Genomic DNA, 25,946 nt, shown 5'->3' with positions numbered 1-25,946 from the left:
GATAGTAACTACCGGCTACCCGATTTATAGATCGTTAAAGGCGAAACAGAGTATTTACATAGATGTCAGTTCACGTTTATCCAACGCAATTCGTCCTGATAAAACGACCATCTTGATATTTTTAAGGTCACGAATATCACTCCAGGGCTGACCATCGATAAGTAGTAGGTCAGCAGATTTACCAACTTCAATGGTCCCCATTTGATCAATTAACCCTAAAGCTTCGGCACCATTTCTAGTGGCAGCTATAAGCGCTTGCGCATCAGGTAGTCCAGCTTCAACCATGCGTGACAATTCATTGTGGTAGCTGTCACCAACAATCATTTTACCTTGTGTATCAGTGCCAACACCAAATTGAACACCAGCCTCGTGTAAGGCCGGTATATTCAGGTGTCCCTTGGGTTCTCGACCTAAAGTTGGTACATAAACTATATTGTGCTCGACAATTAATTGCATTGATTCTGGGCTAATGAGATTGCCATGTCGCACACCATGTTCAATGGTAGTTATGCCAGCTTCAATAGCTGCATTAGTTTCTTGTGGAGAGCCTGTGTGTACCGCAACCCAAAGCCCATGCTTGCGGGCTTCCGTCGTAATAGTCTGCAAGGTTTCCTTTGAGATGCGTGGTAACGTGATTTCGCCCTGTTCATTTGTATGGCCCTGATAGACGGCCTTAATACCGTCAATGCCTTGTTCCGCCAGAGAAGCGATTTTCTCTTTTACATATTTTGGATCATCGGATTGCACGACCATTTGCTCGATCATACGATTTGGTATTCTTTGAACTGGATGTCCACCAGGGGCAGTAAATATAGGACCCGCAATAAACATATGTGGTCCAGCGACCTCCTGGTCGTCAAGTGATCTTTTTAGCTTATAAATTCCCGAGCTGGGATCGCCGACGGAACGATAACTTGTAATACCTGATTCGATCAATTTCCGTCTAACATCTGGTTGCAATCGGATCGAATTCCAAATCATTGCAGGTAAGCTACTCTCGCTAGAATCAGCTTTACCACTGAAAAAATGGCCGTGAAGCTCTATGAGACCAGGTACAATTGATTTACCTGCTGCATCAATTTGAATAGCATCTATTGGTACTTCACAAGTACTTCCCAGGCAGGAAACTTTACCATCCTCTACAAGGATTCCAGGGTTCTCAATGGGCAACGTACCAGTACCATCAAATAAGCTACCATTGCTAATCCACATGCTTCTACTTGGTTGCTCCCAAACATATAGATTATGGTTGTAGGCGACTATAAATGCGATCCCACCAAGGATACCAAAGCTGGCAAAATATTTTAGGAATTTTATCAATTAGAATCTCCTTTATAATTATAACGCCCAGTTCACCGAGCAAATTTTGATGGCGGTTTGTGCGTAATTTTGCACATAAAGTGACAGCTAAAATTTGTCCCGTGCAGCCACTTGGTACGTCCAGCATGAGCGTGGACTAATTGGGGTGAAAGTCCCATATAGCTAGATCACCATTTAGTGGATTCCATTAAATGCTAACTGCTAGCGAATGGCAACTGCAACACCGTGAGGTTTTGTGGGGAGGAAGTCGCTGGTAAAACTACGAGCTGGTGAGCAGAAACATCCTATAAAGATTAGTTGGTAGGTGAGGCGGCTAGCGGCACCGAAGTCAAGTGATCTAATGGGTAGAGGAAATGATGTGGTTGTGTAGTGAACGTTCGCTCTCCGATCTGGAGAGATCTGTTTAACTTGCTGCTATGAAGCTGTCGGTGTAGTGGCTGAGTCCTAAGTAGGCGCAATCCGCTAGCCACCATCGTGGGGCAGACAAAAATGGTGGGACACGGCAGCGCCTCGGTCAGTAATGGCCAAGGTAATTAAACATAAGTCAACCGATGGCATAGTAGCCAAATACCAAGGTTAATAATTTGTACACGGTGGAGGCCTGAACCTTAATTCATGAGTTAAAAGACTGGGTAGCCTACTGATATATTTCCAGGCGAATAAAGTTAAGGTGGTTCTTTGCTATGTCACTCAGCTCAAATGAAGAGCTACTTGATCCTATCGTTGGGTAGAGATTCATTACGGATAGGAAACAGCCCATTGCGGGTCCACTCGATGGGTGGTGTGGAGGCCGGTAGCTAGAAACTACCGGCTACCCGATTTAGGTTTTACTACATTTTTCTTTAAGTAAATCTAAAGAAATACCACCCAGCCCCCTGATTCTTTCCCCACTATATGTGGTTGAATATCTCATACTTGCAGGATTTCCTTGCATGAATACAACCGCTTTCTTTGGAGTAAAATCATCTGACATTTTGTGATGAGTATTTTCTTCATACACTTCACCGACTCCATAATATAAGTCAACTCCATCTTCTTGTTTCAAGATATCTTCAACCACACTTTTATAATTACCATCTTCACCAGGCTCATATCTCACAGTAAGGATTACAGTAGCCTTTTCGATCATCTCATCCACAGATAATTCATGGAAATTCAGAGTATTAGGATATTTATTGTTTTCTATGGAGGAAGCTTCTGTAATAGTCATCTCGGGATCGAAGTCTTGAATAACTAATGGTGGTATTACGTAAAACATCCAAGCTGTATATAAAGATAAAGCTGCTACAGCAAAACCTGAACCGAAAATAACTCCTGATAAAAATTTCTTTAGCATTTATTTCTCCTAAGATACATAATATCCGCTACATTGGTGAGTAACTTGTTGCGTGTCCAGCGGCGTATTGCCGACGCTTGGTAAGCCCAGAATGAACGTGAACTAATGGGGTGATAGTCCCATGTAGGAGGATTACCTGGGAGCCTCCCATTGCGGACCCGCACGATGGGTGGTGTGGGGGCCGGTAGCTAAGAACTACCAGTTACCCGGTTTATGTGTTTTCATGTCTTCCTATATTTCTAGCAGTTTGACAAGCTAACACTAATATTAATGGAAGCAATGTAAAGTCTACGATTAAAGCAACCCACCAATAATATGACAAGTTCAATGTTGGATGTAAATATACCCCACCCAAACAAATTATACCGCCTATATATGGGAAAAATGATTTACTACCTTCCTTTATTAAAGCATTGAGCCCTGATACCCAGTTCAACAGACCAATGACACTACCAATGATAATCAAGCCTAATGCAAAGGTTTTCATTTTTTCTCGCCACTACACATAATGCCCAAAGCAGCGGTGCGCGTTAGCACGTCCAGCCCGTAGGGCGTACAGCTTTTATTTGTTAGGTGCTTGATTGTGGGATTTCATTTTGCCACAGGTAGCACTCTAAATTTGTTTTACGTTTAAAGCGCTCAAGTATATTTGCATTAATATGCCAGCGCCTACAGATTACCAATAACTTAATTATGGCCTCATCTGAAGGTGAGTGGTTAAAGCTGATAGTTAGCTCCATTCCATGACCTCGCATCTGTTTGTAATCAGGAAGCTGATAGATACAGGAAAAGAAAATATTTTCATCCTCTTGGTCGTAGAAAGTTGGCCCATCAATCGTAATATCCATGCGTACCCTTCACGCTCGTAGCAAGAGCAAAATTGAAGCGCAGCGCTAGTTTCGTCGGTGTGCCTACGCTTGGTACGCCCTGATGGGCGTGGACCAATGGGTCCCATTAAATGATAATTACTAGCGAATGACAACTGCAACACCACCTGGTCTTGTGGGGAAGAAGCCGCTAGCAAAACTACGCGCTGGCAAATAGAAATATCCTATAAGGCTTAGGCTGGAGACGATGTGGCTAAGGATACCGATAACGGGCAGAGTCAATGATGCAGTTGTGTAGTGAAAGCTTACGTTCTTATCTGGAGAGATCTGTTTAGCTTGCTGCTTTGAAGTTGTCGGCGTAGCTGCTGACTCAGAAGTAGCTCACAGCCATGATACCCAACTCAAATGAAGAGCTGCTCGACAGTATCGTTGGGTAGAGATTCACTGCGGATAGAGAACCGCCCATTGCGGACCCACATGGTGGGTGGTGTGGGGGCCGGTAGCTAGAAACTACCGACTACCCGATTTATATGCCTGTATACTTGAGTGTTTTCCAAATTTCTTCAATTTCTAGCAAATCGTTAGGGTTGTCATAATATATCGCCATGTGTATTTCTTGATTGTCAGTTAAGGCGAAAATATATACAGCGTTTTGTTCTTTTCCATCTGTAACTTCTTGTAAGTGATATCTGATCTTGTGAACGCCATCTTTTTGAATTTCTAGAAAGTCAGTTTTATCTGGTGACGCAGTTTTGATTACGTTGCTAATCCTTTCTTCTATTCCAGCACCATTTGCATCATAAGAGCCTAACCAGATAGTAAACTCCGGGCGCCAAATTACGAGGCTTCCCTTGTCGAGGCGTTTTAGCATACGGCCTGAAATATTAAAGCTCCAGTTTTTTGAAATCTTAATAGGGCCTCTATCGACAGGAGGAAGAAAGACCACCTCCGGCTCATTAACTGCGGATGTTACGACTTGTAATCGTCCGTCTTTATTTCGTTCTATCTCGGTTCCGGGAGGATAGGTAAGAAATTCGATAATTTCTGGGTCATAATTTGCGACTGTATTAATACTTAAAAGAGAAGTGTTATTAGAATCATCCATATACTCTTGTGTTTCGCCGCCACCATAGAATATCCAGCCACTATCATCTTCACGATCAGGCTGCTGTCTCACCATATAATCAACATTCTTTCCTTCTACGGTTATCATATCTGTAACAAAAGCGAATCCAATGTCTGGAACCAGTCGTTCTATTTGGTCAGGCTTTAATTTGTAACTCTTTTCCATATGAATTTCACTTCCGTACGAATAATGAAAGGATAAAAGCGCGATTATTAAGCTTATCCTTTATTAGTTTAACGATAATGGTTTAAGTGCATAATGCCAGATTCAGCGGTTCATTCAAAGGAAGCTTGTGCAGGTTCGGCGGAGGTCGGAACGTCCTGTAACATTTGGTTAGCTATTTCTCTGAACAAGCTTTAAAAACTCATCAGCCATTTTTGATATGTCTAGAGATGATGTTGAAAAAGCGACTTTATCTGCCAGATTATGGCTATATTTTGAAACCTTAACATGATCTACACCGTGCCATATAGGTAGGATAACTTTCTCTCCAGAGATAGATTTATTAACGAGCGCATCAAGCTCATATTGAGGCCACTCTTTTGAGAAAAATCCACTAGATAATACAACAATACCAAACTTTGATTGACTTAGCCCATAATCAATTTTACGGCGAAGACTATCACCAATTTCTAATGACAATTCATCATACCAGACATGTAAGCCTCGACTAGTTAAAGCTTTAACTAGAGGGCGAACAATATCATCCTTGTCTTCACTAGCGTGAGAAATGAAAAAATCATACTCTTTATCCCTTGGCATTTGCTCTACCTGTATATATTGAGAAGAAACGCACTCATTAAGAACTGCTTGCAATTTTGCCCACTCTACTTCTGCCTGTCGTGATTCTGAGTAATAGTAAACTTCATGCATATAATAATTCACATCAGAAATGTAGAATAGAAACCTATTGGAACTTTTTTGCGTATCTCTTTCTACCCATTTCCACTCATAATTTCTTATAAATGAAACCGGTCTTTCAACAAATGTGTAAGCTGCTAACTTACCGAATCGAATTAGGCCACCCCTTATATTGAAGGCGATGAAAGCATCACCATTTCCATGAAATATGTATTTAAAGCCATCATCTTGTAATTTTGATTTCGAAATTGCCTGATTTTTAATCTTGAGCGCCGAAAGCACCATGATTATAATAGGTACAAATATTAAAATCCCAATACTGAATTCCATATCGGAGAATCCATACAATGGCTAACGCTTAAAGCACCTATGGTAAAGCCGGAACGGAGGTTTTGACGCCAGGTGCCTTTACTTGGTACGCCCAGCATGGGCGTGAACTTATGGATTCCATTAAATGCTAACTACTAGCGAATGGCAACTGCAACATCGAGAAATCTTGTGGGGATGAAACGGCTAATAAAGCTATGAACTGAAGTACAAAAACATCCTATAAGGCCTTGCCTGGAGGCGATGTGGTCAAGGACACCGGAGCTGGGTGATCTAATGGGTAGAGTCAATGATGTAGTTGTGTAGCGAAAGTTCACGTTCTTATCTGGGGGAGGTTTGTTTAACCTACTGTAGTGAACCTTCAGCGTGCTCGGTTGATATCGTTACGTGATCGCTGGGTAGATATTCATTATTTGCCCATTGTGCAGACCCACATGATGAGTTGTATGGGGGGAGGTAGCTAGAAACCGCCGGATACCCTATTTAGCTTATTTGCCACAATTTAGAGCAAAAAGTTGATGTACTTTAACTTGGCATGATCCATTTTTCGATTCCAATGAAAGATAACAAAAGTGCGATTTATATGTCTGACAGTCTTTTTTCTCCAAATAACAACTAGAAACCAATTCCGCTTCTGCTTGGAGCATTTTGTCTTTATCTGCAATCCAAATATTTGTATCTCTAAGTACTGGCGATAAATTTTTACTGAATATGGGAGACCCTGATTCTATACTATCCGGAAAAAATCCGTGTTTTTCTTTATAAGTTATAACCTGAGCCTTCAGGTGAACCAGAGCTTCCATTTTCTGCTCTGATTCGACATTAGAGCACCGCATATCCTCATTGGCATTCGTTTCAACTCCCAGCGCTAGAAGAATGGGCAATAACAATACTTTGTTCATAGAGAAGCTAAGGCCAAGTTTTGCAGTCCAGCGGTGCGTAGCTTCAGCGAGTGACAGCGCCTTGGTACGCCCAGCATGGGCGTGGACTTATGGGGTGAAAGTCCCCTGTAGGAAGATCACCATTTAATGGATTCCATTAAATGCTAACTACTGGCGAATGGCAACTGCAATACTGTGAGGTCTTGTAGGGAGGAAGCCGCTAGCAAAACTACGAGCTGACGAATAGAAACATCCTATACGGCTTAGCCTGGAGGCGAGGTAGCCAAGGACAGCGAAGCCGTGTGATCTAATGGGTAGAGTCAGTGATACAGCTGTGTCGTGAAAGTTCACGTTCTTATCTGGGGAGATCTGTTTAGCTTGAAGCTGTCAGCGTGGCCGTTGACTCACAAGTAGGCCCAACCTGCTAACCACTATTGCGGGGATAGATAAAAGTGGTGGGACATTGCAACGCCTCGGTCAGTAATGACCATGTTTATTAAGCAGAAGTTAGTCAACGGCATAATAGCCAAGTGCCAAGGTTAATACCTTGGACACGGTGAAGGCCTGAACCTAAATCTACGAGTTAAAAGACAGGGCTAGCTTACCGATGTGTTCCAGTCCGATAAAGTTGAGGTAGCGCACTGCCATGGCACTCAACTCAGATGAAGAATGTGCTCCACATTATCGTTGGGTAGAGATTCATTGCGGATAGGGAACCGCCCATTGCGGATCCGCATGATGGGTGGCGTGGAGGCCGGTAGCTAGGAACTGCCGGCTACTCGATTTAGGTTCTACTGCACATTCCATGCAATATTTGAAAGTAATTTACATTCACCACACATAAAGTCAAAGATCTCATGGAGTGGTTCGCTTTGGGCCCATGCACCATTACACTTTGGGCATTTTCGGGAGGCTTCGATTTTGTAGCTCTTGCCAGCGCCCTTATATAAGTAGTAATAGACTGGTTTGCCAGTTTTGCTTGATATTGATTCGCTTACCTCTAGCCCCATACGGGATAAGGGAGATTCTAGCCTACCCATTTGGTTACTAGCGAATCGCTCTCCGACAGTACAGTTCATCTGTAGGCTATCACAAGACTGATAGTCAGACTGCCAACGTATAATATTGTAGTATTCATCATCATATGTTTTAGGTATTTGGTATAAAGGCACAGGACTGAAACAATGGCCACACCTCAACGGTGTTTCCAGGGTTACATAGGTGGTGTATAGAATATAAAAATCCGTACTTAAACAGGTGCATGCATCCTTGCATTCAGGTTCCTTTCCGACGATAACAACTTCCGGTTTAGATAGACCTACATCAGTAAGCGCATCAGTATATTTTTTCACATACTTATTTTGGTTTTCTGCTGAAATTGAGTCACATTCAGGGGTATTAACGTACACAAGATACCCTAACTCAGTTTTAGCAGTTGGAAACTGGTCTCCGAGGATTTGGCCGTTCATACGCCACGCACCCAACAATGAATTAACGATATCCATTTGGCTTTCAGTTTCAAATGTATCCGTAACTTTAAAATTTAGAGATATTGTGTACATCTAAAATCTAATACCTTGCTAAACGGCAGCCGAAACGTAGAGTAGGCTGTCCGGTGGAGGGTGCAATCTTTGCGCCTGAAACGAACTTTAGAAACTTGGTACACCCAGCATGGGTGTGAACTAATGGGGTGAAAGTCCCCTGTAGGAGGATCACCATTTAATGAGTTCCATTAAATGCTAACTACTAGCGAATGGCAACTGCAACACCGTGAGGTCTTGTGGGGAGGAAGCCGCAAGCAAAACAGAGATTCATTACGCATAGAAAACCGTCCATTGTGGACCCGCACGATGGGTGGTGTGGGGCGGGTAGCTAGAAACTGTCGGCTATCTGGTTTAGCGAAACCTGGGTCTACCCGGGTCCTTGATATTGACATAGCTAGGCTGGCTTTCAGTGCCTCCCAAAGAAATTGCTACAACCTTTACCTTTAGCTGGATGGGCTCTTGGAAATAGGACGCCCTATCCAACCAAACGAACTTTAGCTCTCTAGAGCCTGGAACAGGTGCGATGTACTTTTCAGGGAAGATCCTATCCTCTACTACGCCGCTATCGACAGTGAACGAGTAGCCTGTATTCAACTTAAAATTATCAATTTTTAGAACAAGAATACCGGCGTCGGCACACATTCCCGAATCACCTTTTTCCCCTCGGCGAATTTCCTTCACAGAAATTTTGGGGGGCTCAGGTTTCAAATCCTTTCTATAAATTGATGGAGCCATTAAAAAATCTTGGTAACCCGGTGCAAATGAGCATGCATTTGCATAACGAGTAAGAAAAAGTGCCAATGCAATACCGATAACTATCTTCATGCTTCTCACTCGATAACGCTTACAGTAGCGGCTGGTTTGGGACGCCGTGGAAAATCAGTTCAACAGCCAGACCTTGGTACCCCCAGTATGGGCGTGGACTAGTGGGGTGAAAGTGCCCTGTAGGAGGGATCACCGTTTAATGGATTCCATTAAATGCTAACTGCTGGCGAATGGCAACTGCAAGACCGCAAGGTCTTGTGGGGAGAGGCCGCCGAGGACACCCAGCCGAGTGATCTAGTGTATAGAGTCAATGGTGCAGTTGTGTAGTGAAAGTTCACGCTCCTATTTGGAGAGATCTGTTTAACCTACTGTAGTTAACCTTCAGTGTACTTAGTTGATATCGTTATGTGATCGCTGGGTAGATATTCGTTACGGATTGGGATCTGCCCATTGCAGACTCGCATGGTGAGTGGTGTGGGGGCCAGAAGCTACCAGCTACCCGATTCATGTGGCTGCTATGGGTTTACACATTGTATACTCCACAACCTACCTGAATTCACTTTGGGTTGCCTGCCACTAGAAACCATAACCATCTCTACAACTTCGCTGGGTATATATGTATACCCAGATTTACAGAGCTCTTGGGATCGCCTATGCAGATAATATACATACAACTCTTCTTTAGTATTTTCGTATCCCCACACTTCAATATCGTAGCGACCACTCCCTAACTCTTTCTCTTTGTAGCCCGGAGTATCATCCCCGTAGTTATCCTTCGTGATGTGGGTATATGGGATGTTATTCGTACAAGATATATAAAGAATAGAACTCAATAGTACCGATAATTTCTTCAACATATATACTTCCATATAACGATTTTATCAGTGGTTGCTGGAGCGTAGCGTGATTGTTCAGCTCCAAAGGGACGATGCTGCCTAAACTTAGTATTCCCAGCACTGGCGTGAACTAATGGGGCGAAAGTCCCCTGTAGGAGGATCACCATTTAATGCTAACTACCAGCGAATGGCAACTGAAATACCGTGAGGTCTTGTAGAGAGGAAACCGCTGGTAAGACCACGAGCTGATAAACAGAAACACCCTATAAGACTGAGCTCGGAGGCGAGGTGGCCAAGGGCACCGAAGCTGGTTGATTTAACGGGTAGAGTCAATGATGAAGTTATGTAGTGAAAATTTATGTTTTTATTTGGGGATATCTGTTTAGCTTGCTGCTGTGAAGCTGTCAGCGTGGCCACTGACTCGGAAGTTGCGCACCGCCATGATACTTTATTCAAATGAGGAGCTACTCGACATTATCGTTGGGTAGAGATTTATTACGGAAAGGGAGCCGCCCAATAACGACTCGCGTGATGGGTGGTGTCGGGGGCGGTAGCTAGAAACTATTGGCTATCCGATTTAGTGCATTTATTCCTCATCTGACATGTCGTAACACGATATAGAAAAATCTATATCAAGCTTCGCTATTGACGACAACTCTTCCCTGCTAAAGCCAAAATTGCATTGATCTTTATAGAAGTAACCTGCATAAATTCTTGTCTCTTCAGCACCACATTCATATAGCTGTTTAAGGTTTACTTCGAGGGCTCGAATTATCCACATCAACCTATCTTCATATGGTATTTCGGCGGGAACTTCTAGCTGAGCAGTACCATAGGGAATAGGCTTACCTCGATAGCGCCCCCTCGGAGAAATCTCACCAAGCTCTAATTTGTCTTGAAGTTTAAGCCCTGTGACATTCTCTGCTTCCTTTGGTGAAAACTTTTCTCCTCGAAGTAGAACACTCAATCTAAGTTCTGAGATCATTAATTTAAAACTCCTATCAAAAAAGACCGCAAATGGGTAGGCAAATAACCAGAGTCCACTGCCATGACACTATCTCTGGGTAGAGATTCATTACGGATAGGGAATCGGCCATTACTGGCCCGAACGATGGGTGGTCTAAGGGCCGGTAGCTAGAAACTACCGGTTACCCAATTTACATTTATTTACTTGAAAAATAGGTCTTAAGTCTTGCCTCTCTAAACGCCCCTAGAATTTCTTGGGATTTCTCAAGTGGCACAAGGATTAATGGCAAGGAATCAGAATCTTCATCAATAGCAAGAAGCTTAAAGCCTGCTTCGTTTGCGCATTTAAATAGAGAGGGCCATTCACCATCCTGTAGGAAAGTTGCAATGCCATACTTACTTGATCTATAGAAATCCATGATCTCATTGTATGAGTCTGCTGTCTGTAGTTTTTCCTTTGAAAGGATGTTTAATTGTAACAATGCATCATTTGGTTCATGAGCGCCATCTACGTATATAAGAAATTTATTCTTCAGTAAAATTTCTACTACAACGACGGAATCAGACATCTCATCTACTGATTCAATATCTCTTTCTCTGAGTTCGAACTCATATTTTTTCAAGAATGATTCAGGTGAATTTAAATATAGATTTATATCGGTACTTACCTTCTCACTAGAGTTAGAAATTAATGATATCAAGCTACTTAATGGATGTGTTGGTTTACCAGCCTTCTTCATGCTGGCATAGAGAGCATAAGAAGCTAAGCATATGCCAATGATTATGAGTAGTTTCAAGGTTGTACCTCATTGTATATGTAACGCCTCAATCAGCCGAGGATTTTGCGGTCGGCTGATTGGTACACCCAGCATGGGCGTGAACTAATGGGTGAAAGTCCCCTGTAGGAAGATCATCATTTAATGGGTTCCATTAAATGCTAACTACTAGCGAATGGCAACTGCAACACAGGGATGTCTTGTGGGGAGGAAGCCGCTGGCAAAACTACGAGCTGAAGACCAGAAACATCCTATAACGCTTAGCCTGGAGAAGGGCACTGAAGTCGGGTGATCAGGCGGGTAGGGTCAATGATACAGTTGTGTAGTGAAAGTTCACGTTCTTATCTGGGGAGATCTGTTTAGCTTGCTGCTGTGAAGCTGTCGGCGTGGCCGCTGACTCAGAGGTAGCGCACTGCCATGACACTCAACTCAACTCAAGCGCTGCTCGACGCTATCGTTGGGCAGAGATTACGGATAGGAACGGCCCATTGCAGACCCGCACGATGGCGGGTGTGGGGACCGGTGGTTAGAAACTACCGGCTACCCGATTTATATGACTGTAAGCGTCATTTGGTAAAATTTATCATCTTCGTTTTCTATGACAAACCCTAGGCGACCATAAAGTCTATATGCTGGACTACGTTTAAATACTCGTAGATCAATGAACCCTAGTTTTTTTTGCCTTGCAAGCTCGGTTACTTTAGAGATAACTAAAGCGCCTAACCCTTTGTTTTGTTGATTAGATACAACTTGAATATCTCGCAGTTGACAGCGATTGTTTTCAAATGAGAGTCTAACAACCCCAAAAACTCCATCATCATTCACTACATCATAGTTCTCAAGATCTTCAATTGCATTGCGTACATCTGATAAATTCCAGTCAATGCCATACATGTCATAGTACTCCTGCATGTTGGCAAGAGTTAGTTTTGCAGATTTATCCAAGTCTTGGGTTTTAATAAATTCTGTCATTGGTCTAGTCGAAACATCTCAATAATTGAGCGAAGCTAAATGTGGTATTGTAAGTAAAACGAACCATGCTTAGCAGAGTCCGGTTGACTGTTTAGTTAGTGCTGAGGCCATGCGGAATTCTATAATTTTTAAAGCCGCTTTATTACCAATTTTTTTCTTCAATTTGTGCAGGCGTCTAGTTCCAATGCGTTTATCTGCAGCTCGAAGTATATTGATAAGCCCCCAGGAGTCATTTTCAAAAACCTTATTCATAATTTCGTCTTTAGGAGTATCTATGTATTCACGAATTAGATTTGATATATCTGGAATGTCAGTTCCATACGGATACCACTTCGACGGTTTTCTCTCCGGATGTGACTTACCCACAAAATCTTTTGGATAATCCCAGATGATATCTTTTCCGAGAGTTATCCAGTAGCGCGGACAATTCGTACTTCCCATTTGTGAGTTCATTCGATAGGAACGACATTGTAGTTGCAATTTCAGCCCTTCTGCACGAAGAAGATAGAACTCTTTTTGTAACTTACTCCACGGTTTAGACATTCTTCACTCTTGGTAGTACTAATGCCCGCCGCACGGGCGAGCAACTTGTTGCGAGTCCAGCGCACAAAGTGCGCGATTATGCCTGCGCATGGTACGCTCAGCATGGGCGTGGGCTAATGATGTGAAGGTCCCTTGTGGGAAACTCATCAATTAATGGATTCCATTAAATGCTAACTACTAGCGAATGGCAACTGCAATACCGGGAGGTCTTGTGGGGAGGAGGTCGCTAGCAAAACTACGAGCTGACGAACAGAAGCTTCTTATGTGGCTTGGCCTGGAAACGAGGTGGCAAAGGACACCGAAGCTGGGTGATCTAACGAGTAGAGTCAATGATGCAGTTGTGTAGTGAAAGTTCACGTTCTTATCTGGGGAGATCTATTTAGCATGCTGCTGTGAAGCTGTCAGCGTGGCCGCTGTCTCATAAGTAGGCCCAACCCGCTAGCCACCATCGCGGGGATGGAAAAAACGTAGTGGGATATAGCCGCGCCTCGGTCAGTAATGGCTAAGGTTATTAAGCTGAAGTCAGCAGACGGTATAGTAGCCAAACGCCAAGATTAATACCTTGGGCAGGGTGAAGGCCTGAACCTAATTCCACGAGTTAAAAGACAGAGCTAGCCTGCCGATATGTTTCCAGTCGGATAAAGTTGAGGTGTCGCGCTGCCATGACATTCAGCTCAAATGAAGGGCTACTTGATGCTACCGTTGGGTTGTAGTGGTCAACTATTTCCGGACAGTAAGTTAAGTTTTTCTTCCGCTTTTGCAGGCGGTAATCCGTCATTGTGTTGGTGGGGACGCTCCCAGTTGTAGTAAGTCATCAAGTAATGGCTGATGTCTCGGCTTGCTTCTGTGATAGAGGTGTAACCGAGAGAGGGTATCCATTCACTTTTCAGGCTCCGAAACAGTCTTTCCATTGGTGCATTATCCCAGCAATTTCCACGTCGACTCATGCTCTGGGTCATTCGGTAGCGCCACAGCCGTTGGCGGAACTGATGACTGGTATACTGACTGCCTTGATCCGAGTGGAACATAACTCCATTGGGGTTTCCTCGCTGCTCCCAGGCCATTTCCAGTGCCTTTATTATTAGTGCGGCATCTGGTTTCCTTGAGAGGGCCCATCCGACGATACGGCGAGCGTGTAAATCTATAACGGTAGCCAGGTAGCACCAGCTTGAACCAGCCCAGATATAGGTAATGTCACCGCACCAAACTTGATTGGGTTTCTCAACATTAAACTGGCGATCAAGTTCATTCGGTATATCTAAGTGCTCGACTATTGCTCTCTTATGCTTGTGAGGACCAGGCTGTTTACACACCAAGCCGGCCTCACACATTAGTCTTCGGACTTTAAAGCGTCCGATTGATATCCCTTGCTCATAAAGCAAACCTACGACTGTACGACTTCCTGCAGAGCTACGACTGCGCTCGAAGACTTCAATGACTTTGGAGCGGAGATGCATTCTGGGTACATCAACGGAGTTCTTCTTTTTCCTGTATTCGTAGTAGCATGATCGAGGTATTTCAAACGCTTTGCAGACCAGCTCCACGGGCTCCTGCTCACTCAATCGGTCTATCAGCGCGTACGATTCATCTCGTCGGACATCAAGAGAGCGGTAGCCTTTTTTAGTATTTCTTTCTCCCTTTCCAGGCGATTGATACGGGCTTCAAGCTCCTGAATTTTCTGCTGCTCAGTGGTAAGTGCTTTACTTGCAGGCGTCTCACCACCTCGCTCTGCCTCTAGTTGCTTCACCCAACGGCGGATAGCCGTTGTACCAACATCTAGCGACCGGGCTGCTTCAGTAATTGAATAGCCCTGATCTACTACCAAGCGGGCAGCCTCTAATTTAAATTCAGGAGAAAAGGGTCGACGTTGTCTACTCATTGAACACCTCTATTTTCGATGGCAACTTTACCACCTAAATTGATGTCCGGGTTTAGTAGACCACTACAGGTAGAGATTCACTACGGATAGGGAGCCGCTCATTGCGGACCCGCATGATGGGTGGTGTGGGGGCCGGTAGTTAGATACTACCGGCTACCGGCTACTGGCAACCGGATTTAGCATTAGACTTTAGATCTAAAACCCTCAGCAATTTCAGCCATATCCAGCATGAAATTGATATTTCTAGCCCTTTCATGCGCTCTATCTATAACTGCGATCAGCAAGTATGCATTCGGATTCATAAAACCGCGACAATATAAAAGATGTAGATTACTCAACCTTCGAAACTGGACAATATTTAAGCTCCATTTCTCATTGCCTTTCAGATGGATATGATGCATATCTGCTTTGAGTACAGCATCTGGACGATTGTATGAGGCATCTCGACCAAAGAGTAGCGGAGCATTTCCGGATTTTTTATACGTTCTGAATTCCGATACAAGACTAGCCAATTCCGACTCTGGCATCGTATCCCGTATTAGAGAAGAGGTAAAAACCTTTACTTCCATTCGGTAAATTCCTCAGTATTACTCTTTTCTTTCTTCCTTTTTTTCCAAGGCCTTATCGGTATTTTTAGATGATATAATTAGCGATGATTCAGAGATGGGCTTTTGAGTTGTATGTTTAACGGAATATTTCACGTTAATTTGCGTATTCTTTTTCATGTAATAGGCCTTAATTGGATATCACGATTTCTTTAAATATTTTCATGCCCTTGAAGATTGAATAACAGCCGATATCATCCTTTGTGTATTTTTGAGATGGAAGTTTTTCTAAGATTTCCTTAACTGAGAAATTAAATTCAGCTAAAGTTGAGATAAGTGGTAATAGACCATTCTCAGGGGCATCCGGTTTGAAATAATATTCAGTCGAATTGGATTCGCCTTCATATATATTGATTACCAAATAGGCATCATCTCCTTCGCCGAATATTTTTAAATTGCAATCTACATCATCTAAAGAAACGTCCTTTTTATTTACGATGAAATCCATCCATTGATAGAGGCTATTTAGGTTTTCATAACTAATAGATTTCATTAATTTTTCTCGATCTTTGCTACCGATTCAGATTGCGGCAAGCGTCAGCAAGTCCAGTCACGCAGTGGCGAACAACATTGACTTAGTACACCCAATGGACGCGGACTAATGGGTGAAAGTCCCCAGTAGGGAAATCACAGTTTAATGGGCGCCATTAAATGCTAACTATTAGCGAATGGCAACTGCAATACCGTGATGTCTTGTGGGGAGGAAGCCGCTAGCAAATTACGAGTTGACGAAAAGAAACATCCTGTAAAGCTTAGCCTGGAGGTGAGGTGGCCAAGGGCACCGAAGCCGGGTGACCTAACGGGTAGAGTCAATGATGCAGTTGTGTAGTGAAAGTTCACGTTTTTAACTGGAGAGGTCTGTTTAACTTGCTGCTGTGAAGCTGTCAGCGTGGTAGCTAACTCATAGATAGGCCCAACCCGCTATCCACCATCGCGGGAATAGATATAAGTAGTGATACATAGCAGAGCTTCGGTCGGCAATGATCAAGGCTATTATATAAGAAGTCAGCCGACGGCATAGTAGCCAAATGCCAAGATTAATACCTTGGGCAGGGTGAAGGCCTGCACCCAAATTCCATGAGTTAAAAGACAGGGCTGGCCCACCGATATGCTTTTAACCGGATAAAGTTGAGGTGGCGTACCGCCATGACACTCAGTTCAAATGAAGATCTGCTCGATACGATCGTTGGATAGAGATTCATTTTGGATAGGGAACCACCCATTGCGGACCTGCACGATGGGTGGTGTGGGGGCGATAGCTAGACAATACCTGCTACCCGATTTATGTATTAGCGCTTGCCAAGAATATCTTTCCACCGTTTTGAATTGTGCCAATTAATAATATCTAGCTCTGCATCTGCGTCTAACCAGTGTTCACCATCAACTAGAGCGTCTTCCAATAATTTGTACCTACCAGCTTCTAAGTGATTTGCAAAATCAGAATACATTTCTTCTATTGATGAAGCTAGGGTTAGCGCTATATTATAATCTTGATCATACAAAACTATTTGACCAATCTTACCTTCTGAATTTGGATCTAAGTCTATAAATAGCCCACACCCACTAGAGTCATCTCCTATTGGAATACGCATCATACTTGATACGGAAGTTACCTTTACACCTGGATCAGCATAATTTAATGCTGGGAAATCTTTCATATCTTTAATGTTTTTTAGTCTGGAGTACTCTAGTAGGACTTCTTCAATTGAATAGAACTGTAAACCATAAACAAGATTTGCAACAGCATTCCTATTTAAGCCATTGTGGATTCGATAAAGCTCCTTTAAGTCCTCAGGCAATTTTTCACCGATAGTTTCTTCCAGTTCAGTTATAGCTTCTTCGCTAGCAGGAGGGTTTAGCGCGTCCCGTATTTTAGGAGCATTTTCAGATAGCCAGCCATCTATTCGCTTCCACGAATTGCGTAACGTTAAATCTGTCTTTTCTTTTTGCATATCTATATTATTTGTAGCGCAACCCAGCAAAACAAATACAACTGCCATTAAAAGTAATTTTTTCATTTCAAAGGCTCTACCCAAAAAACCCATAACATCCGTAGCAGGCGTGCGTATTTTGTGTCGCCCGACTACGTTTGGTACGCCCGGCATGGATGTGGACTAATGGGGTGAAAGTCTGGCGTAGGAAGATCACCGTTTAATGGGCGCCATTAAACGCTAACTACTAGCGAATGGCAACTGCAAAACCGTGAGGTCTTGTGGGGAGGAAGCTGCTAGCAAAACTACGAGCTGACAAACAGAAACATCCTATAAGGCTTAGACTGGGGAGGGGCACCGAAGCCGGGTGCTCTAATGGGTAGAGTCAATGATACAGTTGTGTAGTGAAAGTTCACGTTCTTATCTGGGGAGATCTGTTTAGCTTGCTGCGGTGAAGCTGTCAGCGTGGCCGCTGACTCATAAGTAGCCCTAACCCGTTAGCCACCATCGTGGGGTAAACAAAAATGGTGGGGCACAGCAGCGCCCCGGTCGGTAACGGTCGAGGTGATTAAACAGAAGTCAGCCGACGGCATAGCAGCCTAATGGCAAGATTAATATCTTGGACAGGGTGAAGTCCTGAACCTAAGCTCCACGAGTTAAAAGACAGAGCTAGCTTACCGATATGTTTCCAGTCGGATAAAATTTAGGTGGCGCTCTGCCATGGCACTCATAGCAGATTAAAACCTGCTTGACTCTATCGTTGGGTAGAGATTAATTGTGGATAGGGGACCGCCCATTGCGGACCCACACGATGGGTGGTGTGGGACCGGTAGCTAGAAACTACCGGCTACCCGATTTATGCTTGATTGCACAGTCTTAATTTTGTCAATGATGAATAATGCAAACTCTTCTGTTATTTGAACTTTATCATTCCCCATGTTTAGTGTTCCAAGAGAAAAGCCTCCAGCCACTGTGACAGGGATTTCAGTATGAGTTTGATTAAATTCGTCAAGAATTTCTTGCCTACGTAAATTATGTACCCACCATTCAGATGAGAATTTTATTGATTGATTTTTGCCTTCCATGTACCAAGGCCAGCGTTCTTTCCATCCCTCTAAAGATATTTCATGTTCGGTTACATGTTCTAAACCACCTGTGACTTTAAAATAAGCAAGGATTGAGCCTGCACCAACGGCAGTCGTGATTACCACATCACCTTTCCTCACTCCTTTAGGCTTTTTCTTTGAAAAATGTAAGTTCTGATGAAGGTCGGAAAAATCTCGCTGCTCTTCCAGGGTTACTGGTGATTCACTTGTACCTATTGGTTTGAGAAAATATTTTGGATTTTTGTTCGATTTGTCTTCTGATGAGTAAATTACTGACAGAATATCCGATGTCACTTGTGGTGATTCAATCCATTCAGGATTGCTACTGCTATATTGCTCCGAGAATGATGCTGCTTTCTTGATTTGATGATACGTGATATCTGTATATTCAATGTTACTGAATATGGCTTCAAGCAGTGATTGAACTTCTTTTTTATTTGTAACACTATAACCCCATTCATTATTGTAAATGAGGCCATTTTTAGTGAAGTTTGCAGAGGTTATTATCATTTCTGGTCGTTCAGGACCAACTCGAATATAGACTTTTGCATGGAGTGAATTATCAACATGTAGCTTAATTTTTATGGTTGGGTAATTTTCTTGAAAGAATTCAAAAAATGCCTTGAGCTTTTCTGGTTTCGTTAGTTGTTCCTTGTCTGATGGTTTGAATGTTGTAATTAAGTCAATTTGCCCAGTGTGTGAGAAATCAAATTCAGACAGAAGTGAGGGAATATCACTCTCCAAGTATGGTGATATTATAACGATTCTATTGCTTTTCAGAGCAAATAGCTCTTGAAGCTTAAGTAGGTGATTGTTTTCAATATTTGAGATAGTTTGCATGGTTCTACCTTGAGCCATAACATTTCTATAAACTATGCTAGCGTCGGGTGACAGAGGGGAGCGAACTTGATGGCCCTGGTACGCCCAGCATGGATGTGGACTAATGGGACGAAAGTACCTTGTAGGAAGATCGCCATTTAATGGGTTCCATTAAATGCTAACTACTAGCGAATGGCAACTACAACACCGTGAGGTCTTGTTGGGAGGAGGCCGCTAGCAAAGCTACGAGCTGACGAATAGAAACATCCTATAAGACTTAGCCTGGAGGTGAGGTGGTCAAGGTTACTGAAGCCATGTGATCTAACGGGTAGAGTCAATGACGCAGTTGTGGAGTGGAAGATCACTGATCCTACCCATCAACAACGGACACACCACTAAGCGACTAGTTGTTCCTCAAACGCCTCAGGGCTGAGATAGCCATTGGCGCTGTGTAAGCGATTTCGATTGTAGTCTATCTCTATATACTCAAATACGGTCTCTCGCATGAGGCACCTTGTGGGAAAGCGGTTACCATGGATTGCTTCTACCTTAAGTGAGTGAAAGAATGTTTCTGCACAAGCGTTATCATAGCAATTACCTTTGGCGCTCATGCTGCACCGCAGACCATAAGCTGTAATCAAAGATTGATAATCTTTAGAGCAATACTGGCTTCCCCTGTCAGTATGCACGATAACATTCGTAGGTTTCTTACGTCGCCATAAAGCCATTTGAAGAGCGTCACAGACCAATGTAGCTGTCATCGTTTCTGACATCGCCCAACCAATAACTAGCCGACTATATAGGTCTATCACTACAGCCAGATATAACCAACCTTCTTCCGTTCTCAGGTAGGTTATATCCCCAGCCCATTTCTGATTCGGCCCTTCAGCATTGAAGTTCTGCTCGAGCAGATTTGGAGCTACTGGCAGACCATGTTTTGAATAGGTTGTGGCTTTATATCTCTTGGCGGCTTTAGCCCGTAGGCCCTGTCGACGCATGCTGGCAGCAATTGTTTTTTGATTATATTTACTCCCCTCACTGGCCAACTCCTTCGTCAGGCGAGGAGAGCCACTACGTTCTTTACTGGCTATAAAGCGCTGCTGTACCAAGCTATCGAGCTGCATTCGGTACTGCTGGTACCTGGATTGGCCGGCCGATCTTGACACCCAGTCGTAAAACCCACTGCGAGATACGTTCAATACCTTGGCCATCGCTTTTATGCTGAATTCATGCCTGTGCATTTGCATGAAGGCGTACCTCATTTCAGGCTCTTTGCAAAGTACGCTGCGGCCTTTTTTAAGATCGCCAGCTCCTCTGCCTGCTCAGCCAGCTGCCGCTTAAGGCGAGCATTCTCTGTGGCCAGCTCTCTCTCGGCATCCCCTCGGCTCTGATGTAACTTAGCCTTGCTTCGCCATCCGTAAATCTGAGAAGGATGTAACCCAAGCTGTTTAGCGGCAACGCTTACCCCAACTTTGAGCGCAAGTGCTAGGGCATCCTTTCTATACTCCTCTGAGTACTGTTTACGAGTGGTTTTGGTTGGTTTATTTGATCTTGTCATAGAGCACCTCTGCTGCGTAGTTTATCGCTTAAGAGAGTGTCCGTCGTTGGTGGGTAGGATCACACGTTCTTATCTGGGGAGATCTGTTTAGCTTGCTGCTATGAAGCTGTCAGCGTGGCCACTGATTCATAAGTTGGCCGAACCCACTAGCCACCATCGCGGGATAGACAAAAGTGGTGGGATACAGCAGCGCTTCGGTTAGTAATGGCTGAGGTTATTAAGCTGAAGTCAGCAGGCGGTATAATAGCCAAATGCCAAGACTAATACCTTGGATAGGGTGAAGACCTGAACCTAAATCCACGAGTTAAAATACAGGATAACCTCCTGTGAATATGTCTTCTCTCCAGTTCTAAATGAAGCTAAAAAATTACAGTCATAAACGTGATTTGAAGCTCCCCTACTAAGCTGTTTAATTTGGATTTATTCTGAATCATTAATTTTTATTTGTATATTCCATATAGATGCCTAACGTGCGCAGTTGCGACTGGTTTGGAACGCAAAGGAAAAACAATACGACAACATGCGCTTTTAGGCGCTATTCGTGTTGCAAATAAAACCATTCTATTTCATCCATTATCAGATCGCCCGGATCATCTCCCCTTTCCTTGATGTAAAGCATTTCTTCCAACTTATCTTTTGTTATGAAAAGAATTACCTTCCCTTCTTCAGAGAAGATCGTGTTTCTCTTGATGTGAGCCTGATCTACAGGATCTTTGTTCGAACAAATTATCCCGAGTCGGCCCATAGCTCTATTTAGATAATTCCTGGTTTGATTTACTTCTTCCTTGCCAATTTCAGTTATATCGTAGTTCTTAAACTCGAATAGAATTAATCTGGCCTCAAGTTCTCGATATATTTTAGCCCAAACATTATCTCCCAGATCCTGTCTATTCGGGAATGCAGCATCCCTTCTATCGATGCCAGAGTATGACCTTGGTTGAATTTTTGGTTGTGACAACGGAGGTACAAAAAGAAAAGTCAGTATTTCAGTACAGATTGCCTCAAAATCCGACCAACCGGCTCTGCCGGGTGGGACAGCATTCAATCTCGTTACCATATCGGTGATCTGTGTCATTGATCACCTCTACCACTGAAAAAGTGTTCGACCAATTGAGGGTATTTCAATATAAGCTGTTTTAACTTAACGCCATCAACGACAGTTATAGAAGTCCTTTTTTCCTTTTCATTGTATTCCAACCACTCCCGAGCTGTTGAAGTCAGCTGGCCATTAGTAATCAGCACACCATTAACATCCAAGCTTCTATCCTCTAGGTAGTAACTTAGCTGTTTAAGAGAGCTAATATCAGCACGTGAGTTTTTGTTGTATTTAACCTCTATTGCCCAGTAGATGTAGCTAACACCACCAAAAGGGTTTCGTGTTTTTGTTTTTGCTGAGATATCAAACCCCATATCGCGACCAAAGCGCTGATGCTCAATATCTAAGAACCTCAGCTTTTTCAGCAGTTCTATTATTAAGAGCTCAAAATTCATTGGTTCTAAAAGCTCGAAATTTACTTTGGGCAAATTTGAGAGATAAGTGACGAGTTTCTCGATAGACCTTTCTGAATATTCTTTAGTGGATTTTCTATAACTTTGATTTTCGATGAAGAACGAAACCTGATCACTAAACGAAGGCAAGAACCTACGCCTACCCAAGTACACAGGAATCACCAAAATATTCCGGCTTTTCAGCTTATATCTTATATTTTTATTAATATCTCGATGAATCCATTTACTCTCATAATTATGTTCTGGCATCAATAGCAATACAACATCAGATGATTCAACGTTGTATAGAACATGGTGCAACCACTCTTCAGCAAGTTCAGCCTCAAACACATCATATACAGGGTTCAGGCCATGACTACGAAGTCTTTCTGCCAAATCATTGGCGAATTCTCTATCGCGGTGAGTGCTTGAAATAAATATTCTACTCATTAGTTACTCGTTTTGATGTGGTGGTCTCGTCCAACGCCGATAGCACATGATACAAAAAGGCGCGTAGCCATTTATGTCAGGGGCTACACTTATTAAGTGTTAGCATTCTTTGCTACCAACCTTGCCTTTTCTAAAGCCTTTACAATTGGGGTCACCAACTCTTTATTCAGTGCACCTTGCTTCGCCATATAATCCTCAGTAGGCCTTGGATTTACAACACCATTCTTCGTTTGTAAAGCACTAGCAAATAGACCTTCAGAAATGAATCTGGAGTACTTTTCGACAATTTTGGATAATTCTAGATGCTCTTCAATAAGCTCGGGAAGATATAAAGCCTGAATCATGGTTGCTTTTTCAAAGGAACATTCATCGTAGTCTACGTCAGCATTCAGTAGCTTACTCATTAACTCTAGATTAAGATTCTTGTTCAGTGAGGATATACATGGATAGTATTCCTCTAACTTTTTCTTCCTAATTGATTCATTTTCGCGTTTCCTCCAAAAGTCATGTTCAATACTTGTTTTTATTGACTCTGATGTTTTGGTAGTAATTTCAATCTTCTTTTCAATGGCTCTGAGACTTGCCTTAATCGCCAAATACTTGCTTTTCTCTTTACTAAAACCCTTCACCATTGAGGCTATATATGCTCCCACTATCGACAGAAGCAGAATCAATAGATAGAAGTACCAGTTTTGAAGAATACTCTCATTGAATATTTCTAATGCAAGCTCTCTATTCACTTAATACTATCCTAATTCTGGTGGTAATTTAACGCCGCACTCAACCGCAACTAACTTTTTGCGTTTTATGCACGAAAATCGGAGCGAAGCGACAGCGTATAAAGTGCACAAATTTAGACGTCGGCCTGCAGCGCATTGTATGGTTGTTCTTGCTCGGTGATTTGGACTTCACCACCTCGCAACCGAACAGCAAATGCATAGATAGAGGCTTGACTAGGCTGAATACTTTCTTCTATGTAAGTTTCATCACTGTCAATATTGATAAATACGGCAGTCGGATAACCGAGAGATTCACACATTTTATAAAGGTTTTCGTAGTCTGCTCTAGCATCACTTCTAGTGGCACGATGCTTTAGTTCAATGACCACAAAATTTCCTTCAGAACGACTTTGTAAGTCTGCGCCCTCGAAAGGAACATGAATTATTAAATCTGGTCGTATTCGAAAACCATGGTATGGTATACGTTTCTGATATTCTTGCTCAACGATAGCACCCTCAAGTTCGAAGCCGGGCAGCCTGTTTCTCAACTCCGCATTCAACTCTCCTTGAAAGCCTCTTTCAGTTTTATAAAAGCGCTCATTAGTAATACCCAAAAGTGAATCTTTTATTGCTTTTAGCAACTCTTCCACGTTCTTTCCTTAGGTAACAGTGTATTCAAAAGCAGCTGCATTATATCCTAATATTTTGCTGCTTTTGATCACAGTCTTAAACCATTAAAAATCAACAAGTTAACTTTTTTCTTGCTGTGGACATGTGCGGTTGACCTTGATTTTCGATGTTGATAATGGAAGAGAATAACAAGGTGAATATAAAATCAGCAAAGTGAGGCTGCTCGGGGTGATCTATTGTCTCTGAGTTCCAAAGCGAAAGGCAGTGCAGAGTACCAGTCTTAACGGTCATCTTTATACGTAACCGAAATTTTCAAAGCGTAAGCAACAAAAAATATAGGCACAAAAATAATCTTATTGGATTTTATTAAGTTTGTTTTAGTGTCAAAGCTGCGTAAAATCAGTAGATATTTATCGATATTTGGGACATCACTGAAAAGCCTTCTAAAGGCCAATGATCAAAGAGATTCGAGAGAATCAAGAATTTTCTAAAAACCATTTCCTCAAAGGAGAACGGTAGCGTGACGTAAAAGTAAGTAAAAGGCGCTGACCCAAGGTGCGCTAACACCCGGGGCCAGCTAACCAAATTGATAACCCAAGTATCAAAATGGCTATATGGATCATACGCTAGAAACCCGCTCGTCTTCAATAAAGTGGAGTCCATTCAGTAGTTTGGGGCGTGTCCCTTGGCTCTGGAAGCGTTGCGTCTGCCTTTTCTACTTCTATGCCTACCGTTCTCGTGCCCCACCTGATGCTTCTTAAAAGTTGCTTTTAAATCCTTCCATTAAGGGAGGTCTACGCATGGTTTGAATACTAATAGGAAGCAAATATGTTGATTTTAAAGCGCCGGACGGGTGAAAACTTACGGATTGGAGCTAACGTCTCAATTACGGTATTGGAAGTTAAGGGTAATCAAGTAAAGATAGGCATACGTGCTCCCAAATCTCTACCCGTTCACCGTGAGGAAATCTATAGACGTTTGCAAAAGGAGGGGCTGCTGGGGGATGGAGTTGATTGATATTTAGGAACGCGCGAAGCAGCGGCGCGCGTTGGTGTGCCCAGTCCACCGGATGTGTTAATATGAGTGTTAACGCTTCAATCAGCCGCTGCGTCAGCGATCGGCTGGGTTTACTTGTTAGAAATTTTATCGCTCTCAATGAGGTCAACTAGATCATAGCATGGCTCATCATTTCGCGATGTGTACCACGATTTAAGAGTGCGTGCACCGTTCGACAGCGGACTTTTTGTGCATACTATTTCTGATACAGGGTACCAATCTACAGCCTTATATCCCACTTCAGGATGAGTAATGGGGACAAGCTCCAAGTACCACTTTTGGTACCCATCGCCGTTTGTATATCTAGGAGTATGAGTCGCCATAACAAATGCTATTTTGTTTGATCTGATATTGCCCGACAAAACTTTAACGTTTTTTATTTTGTACTCCCTAAACCATTCGAATTCAATGCATTCACCATTATTAGGACATTCTTCTTTTTCAAAGTATTCAGTAGCGCCTCTGTAATACGGCTCGCCCACAACAAATATTGATTCTCCGAAAGATTTCGAGCTAAAAAGCAAAAAGCCTAGAAGTATGAGTATTTGGTTCATAGTATTTCTAACATTTATATAGTAAACATTCTGACCACCATTATCATGATTACCATCCTGGAATCAATCTA

Annotated in this window: 25 protein-coding genes; 1 reads left to right on the top strand and 24 read right to left on the bottom strand. The window is 42.8% G+C overall.

Features of this window, described 5'->3' with window-relative positions; genetic code table 11:
• Positions 1-54: 54 nt before the first annotated feature.
• The 23 genes from ACJJIW_RS01620 to ACJJIW_RS01510 all read right to left on the bottom strand — a co-directional run bounded on the left by ACJJIW_RS01620 (position 55) and on the right by ACJJIW_RS01510 (position 24,285).
• Positions 55-1,320 (bottom strand): amidohydrolase family protein, encoded by a 1,266-nt coding sequence (locus ACJJIW_RS01620; protein WP_444936552.1) that lies wholly within the window; start codon positions 1,318-1,320, stop codon positions 55-57.
• A gap of 820 nt (positions 1,321-2,140) precedes the next feature.
• Positions 2,141-2,656 carry a hypothetical protein gene (locus ACJJIW_RS01615; RefSeq protein ID WP_444936551.1) on the bottom strand — a complete coding sequence of 172 codons (516 nt, stop codon included), beginning with the start codon at positions 2,654-2,656 and terminating at the stop codon, positions 2,141-2,143.
• 211 nt (positions 2,657-2,867) lie between these two features.
• The gene (locus ACJJIW_RS01610; protein ID WP_444936550.1) at positions 2,868-3,143 is read right to left on the bottom strand and encodes a hypothetical protein; all 276 of its coding nucleotides are present in this window, start codon (positions 3,141-3,143) and stop codon (positions 2,868-2,870) included.
• An 82-nt stretch (positions 3,144-3,225) separates the two neighbouring features.
• Positions 3,226-3,504 carry a hypothetical protein gene (locus tag ACJJIW_RS01605; RefSeq protein ID WP_444936549.1) on the bottom strand — a complete coding sequence of 93 codons (279 nt, stop codon included), beginning with the start codon at positions 3,502-3,504 and terminating at the stop codon, positions 3,226-3,228.
• Between the two features lie 505 nt (positions 3,505-4,009).
• Positions 4,010-4,774: a DUF2185 domain-containing protein gene (locus ACJJIW_RS01600; RefSeq protein WP_444936548.1), complete on the bottom strand. Its 765-nt coding sequence runs from the start codon at positions 4,772-4,774 to the stop codon at positions 4,010-4,012.
• A gap of 168 nt (positions 4,775-4,942) precedes the next feature.
• A complete protein-coding gene (locus ACJJIW_RS01595) occupies positions 4,943-5,800 on the bottom strand; it encodes a toll/interleukin-1 receptor domain-containing protein (protein ID WP_444936547.1) in 858 nt (285 codons plus the stop codon).
• Between the two features lie 485 nt (positions 5,801-6,285).
• Positions 6,286-6,699: a hypothetical protein gene (locus ACJJIW_RS01590; RefSeq protein WP_444936546.1), complete on the bottom strand. Its 414-nt coding sequence runs from the start codon at positions 6,697-6,699 to the stop codon at positions 6,286-6,288.
• Between the two features lie 770 nt (positions 6,700-7,469).
• Positions 7,470-8,240, bottom strand: coding sequence for a DUF2310 family Zn-ribbon-containing protein (locus tag ACJJIW_RS01585; RefSeq protein ID WP_444936545.1), 771 nt, complete (start codon positions 8,238-8,240; stop codon positions 7,470-7,472).
• 333 nt (positions 8,241-8,573) lie between these two features.
• On the bottom strand, positions 8,574-9,047 hold the full coding sequence (locus ACJJIW_RS01580) for a hypothetical protein (protein WP_444936544.1): 474 nt from the start codon (positions 9,045-9,047) through the stop codon (positions 8,574-8,576).
• A 1,362-nt stretch (positions 9,048-10,409) separates the two neighbouring features.
• A complete protein-coding gene (locus ACJJIW_RS01575; RefSeq protein ID WP_444936543.1) occupies positions 10,410-10,808 on the bottom strand; it encodes a hypothetical protein in 399 nt (132 codons plus the stop codon).
• A 178-nt stretch (positions 10,809-10,986) separates the two neighbouring features.
• On the bottom strand, positions 10,987-11,586 hold the full coding sequence (locus tag ACJJIW_RS01570; protein WP_444936542.1) for a DUF6630 family protein: 600 nt from the start codon (positions 11,584-11,586) through the stop codon (positions 10,987-10,989).
• Positions 11,587-12,114: 528 nt separating this feature from the next.
• The gene (locus ACJJIW_RS01565; protein WP_444936541.1) at positions 12,115-12,537 is read right to left on the bottom strand and encodes a GNAT family N-acetyltransferase; all 423 of its coding nucleotides are present in this window, start codon (positions 12,535-12,537) and stop codon (positions 12,115-12,117) included.
• A 69-nt stretch (positions 12,538-12,606) separates the two neighbouring features.
• Entirely contained in the window at positions 12,607-13,080 is a 474-nt protein-coding gene (locus ACJJIW_RS01560; protein ID WP_444936540.1) for an SF0329 family protein, read from the bottom strand.
• Between the two features lie 716 nt (positions 13,081-13,796).
• Positions 13,797-14,959 (bottom strand): IS3 family transposase gene (locus ACJJIW_RS01555; RefSeq protein WP_444936539.1). Its coding sequence is split into 2 segments (ribosomal slippage): positions 13,797-14,704 and positions 14,704-14,959, totalling 1,164 coding nucleotides; the frame shifts between segments, so codons are not numbered across the junction.
• A gap of 182 nt (positions 14,960-15,141) precedes the next feature.
• The gene (locus tag ACJJIW_RS01550) at positions 15,142-15,528 is read right to left on the bottom strand and encodes a type II toxin-antitoxin system YafO family toxin (RefSeq protein WP_108732066.1); all 387 of its coding nucleotides are present in this window, start codon (positions 15,526-15,528) and stop codon (positions 15,142-15,144) included.
• A gap of 166 nt (positions 15,529-15,694) precedes the next feature.
• On the bottom strand, positions 15,695-16,057 hold the full coding sequence (locus tag ACJJIW_RS01545; RefSeq protein WP_444936538.1) for a hypothetical protein: 363 nt from the start codon (positions 16,055-16,057) through the stop codon (positions 15,695-15,697).
• Positions 16,058-16,853: 796 nt separating this feature from the next.
• A complete protein-coding gene (locus ACJJIW_RS01540) occupies positions 16,854-17,582 on the bottom strand; it encodes an SMI1/KNR4 family protein (RefSeq protein WP_444936537.1) in 729 nt (242 codons plus the stop codon).
• Between the two features lie 746 nt (positions 17,583-18,328).
• Positions 18,329-19,459 carry a phospholipase D-like domain-containing protein gene (locus tag ACJJIW_RS01535; RefSeq protein WP_444936536.1) on the bottom strand — a complete coding sequence of 377 codons (1,131 nt, stop codon included), beginning with the start codon at positions 19,457-19,459 and terminating at the stop codon, positions 18,329-18,331.
• 356 nt (positions 19,460-19,815) lie between these two features.
• Positions 19,816-20,978 (bottom strand): IS3 family transposase gene (locus tag ACJJIW_RS01530; RefSeq protein WP_282932943.1). Its coding sequence is split into 2 segments (ribosomal slippage): positions 19,816-20,720 and positions 20,720-20,978, totalling 1,164 coding nucleotides; the frame shifts between segments, so codons are not numbered across the junction.
• A 535-nt stretch (positions 20,979-21,513) separates the two neighbouring features.
• Positions 21,514-22,053: a hypothetical protein gene (locus tag ACJJIW_RS01525; protein WP_444936535.1), complete on the bottom strand. Its 540-nt coding sequence runs from the start codon at positions 22,051-22,053 to the stop codon at positions 21,514-21,516.
• Positions 22,050-22,916, bottom strand: a complete 867-nt coding sequence (locus ACJJIW_RS01520) for a TIR domain-containing protein (RefSeq protein WP_444936534.1) — start codon at positions 22,914-22,916, stop codon at positions 22,050-22,052. Before ACJJIW_RS01520 ends, ACJJIW_RS01525 begins: the two co-directional genes overlap by 4 nt.
• A gap of 92 nt (positions 22,917-23,008) precedes the next feature.
• Positions 23,009-23,656, bottom strand: coding sequence for a hypothetical protein (locus ACJJIW_RS01515; RefSeq protein ID WP_444936533.1), 648 nt, complete (start codon positions 23,654-23,656; stop codon positions 23,009-23,011).
• Positions 23,657-23,769: 113 nt separating this feature from the next.
• A complete protein-coding gene (locus ACJJIW_RS01510) occupies positions 23,770-24,285 on the bottom strand; it encodes a hypothetical protein (RefSeq protein ID WP_444936532.1) in 516 nt (171 codons plus the stop codon).
• A gap of 808 nt (positions 24,286-25,093) precedes the next feature.
• On the opposite strand from ACJJIW_RS01510, the gene csrA reads away from it, so the two are divergent.
• On the top strand, positions 25,094-25,282 hold the full coding sequence (gene csrA / locus ACJJIW_RS01505) for a carbon storage regulator CsrA (protein ID WP_444936531.1): 189 nt from the start codon (positions 25,094-25,096) through the stop codon (positions 25,280-25,282).
• A 110-nt stretch (positions 25,283-25,392) separates the two neighbouring features.
• Here csrA and ACJJIW_RS01500 read toward each other — a convergent pair whose 3' ends face one another.
• Positions 25,393-25,875 (bottom strand): hypothetical protein, encoded by a 483-nt coding sequence (locus tag ACJJIW_RS01500; protein WP_444936530.1) that lies wholly within the window; start codon positions 25,873-25,875, stop codon positions 25,393-25,395.
• Positions 25,876-25,946 lie beyond the last annotated feature (71 nt).

It is taken from the genome of Microbulbifer maximicatervae (SeqCode), assembly GCF_052467815.1.
Note: the sequence above shows the minus strand (reverse complement) of the source record. Positions and strands in the feature narration are given on the sequence as shown.

What these genes read in the sequence shown, in the direction of transcription:
- ACJJIW_RS01605 (WP_444936549.1), bottom strand. Translation starts at nt 3,504, where the DNA reads ATGGATATTACGATTGATGGGCCAACTTTCTACGACCAAGAGGATGAA.
- ACJJIW_RS01585 (WP_444936545.1), bottom strand. Translation starts at nt 8,240, where the DNA reads ATGTACACAATATCTCTAAATTTTAAAGTTACGGATACATTTGAAACT.
- ACJJIW_RS01610 (WP_444936550.1), bottom strand. Translation starts at nt 3,143, where the DNA reads ATGAAAACCTTTGCATTAGGCTTGATTATCATTGGTAGTGTCATTGGT.
- ACJJIW_RS01615 (WP_444936551.1), bottom strand. Translation starts at nt 2,656, where the DNA reads ATGCTAAAGAAATTTTTATCAGGAGTTATTTTCGGTTCAGGTTTTGCT.
- ACJJIW_RS01545 (WP_444936538.1), bottom strand. Translation starts at nt 16,057, where the DNA reads ATGAAATCTATTAGTTATGAAAACCTAAATAGCCTCTATCAATGGATG.
- ACJJIW_RS01560 (WP_444936540.1), bottom strand. Translation starts at nt 13,080, where the DNA reads ATGTCTAAACCGTGGAGTAAGTTACAAAAAGAGTTCTATCTTCTTCGT.
- ACJJIW_RS01550 (WP_108732066.1), bottom strand. Translation starts at nt 15,528, where the DNA reads ATGGAAGTAAAGGTTTTTACCTCTTCTCTAATACGGGATACGATGCCA.
- ACJJIW_RS01595 (WP_444936547.1), bottom strand. Translation starts at nt 5,800, where the DNA reads ATGGAATTCAGTATTGGGATTTTAATATTTGTACCTATTATAATCATG.
- ACJJIW_RS01565 (WP_444936541.1), bottom strand. Translation starts at nt 12,537, where the DNA reads ATGACAGAATTTATTAAAACCCAAGACTTGGATAAATCTGCAAAACTA.
- ACJJIW_RS01540 (WP_444936537.1), bottom strand. Translation starts at nt 17,582, where the DNA reads ATGAAAAAATTACTTTTAATGGCAGTTGTATTTGTTTTGCTGGGTTGC.
- ACJJIW_RS01575 (WP_444936543.1), bottom strand. Translation starts at nt 10,808, where the DNA reads ATGATCTCAGAACTTAGATTGAGTGTTCTACTTCGAGGAGAAAAGTTT.
- ACJJIW_RS01535 (WP_444936536.1), bottom strand. Translation starts at nt 19,459, where the DNA reads ATGGCTCAAGGTAGAACCATGCAAACTATCTCAAATATTGAAAACAAT.
- ACJJIW_RS01520 (WP_444936534.1), bottom strand. Translation starts at nt 22,916, where the DNA reads ATGAGTAGAATATTTATTTCAAGCACTCACCGCGATAGAGAATTCGCC.
- ACJJIW_RS01525 (WP_444936535.1), bottom strand. Translation starts at nt 22,053, where the DNA reads ATGACACAGATCACCGATATGGTAACGAGATTGAATGCTGTCCCACCC.
- ACJJIW_RS01580 (WP_444936544.1), bottom strand. Translation starts at nt 9,047, where the DNA reads ATGAAGATAGTTATCGGTATTGCATTGGCACTTTTTCTTACTCGTTAT.
- ACJJIW_RS01500 (WP_444936530.1), bottom strand. Translation starts at nt 25,875, where the DNA reads ATGAACCAAATACTCATACTTCTAGGCTTTTTGCTTTTTAGCTCGAAA.
- ACJJIW_RS01600 (WP_444936548.1), bottom strand. Translation starts at nt 4,774, where the DNA reads ATGGAAAAGAGTTACAAATTAAAGCCTGACCAAATAGAACGACTGGTT.
- ACJJIW_RS01590 (WP_444936546.1), bottom strand. Translation starts at nt 6,699, where the DNA reads ATGAACAAAGTATTGTTATTGCCCATTCTTCTAGCGCTGGGAGTTGAA.
- csrA (WP_444936531.1), top strand. Translation starts at nt 25,094, where the DNA reads ATGTTGATTTTAAAGCGCCGGACGGGTGAAAACTTACGGATTGGAGCT.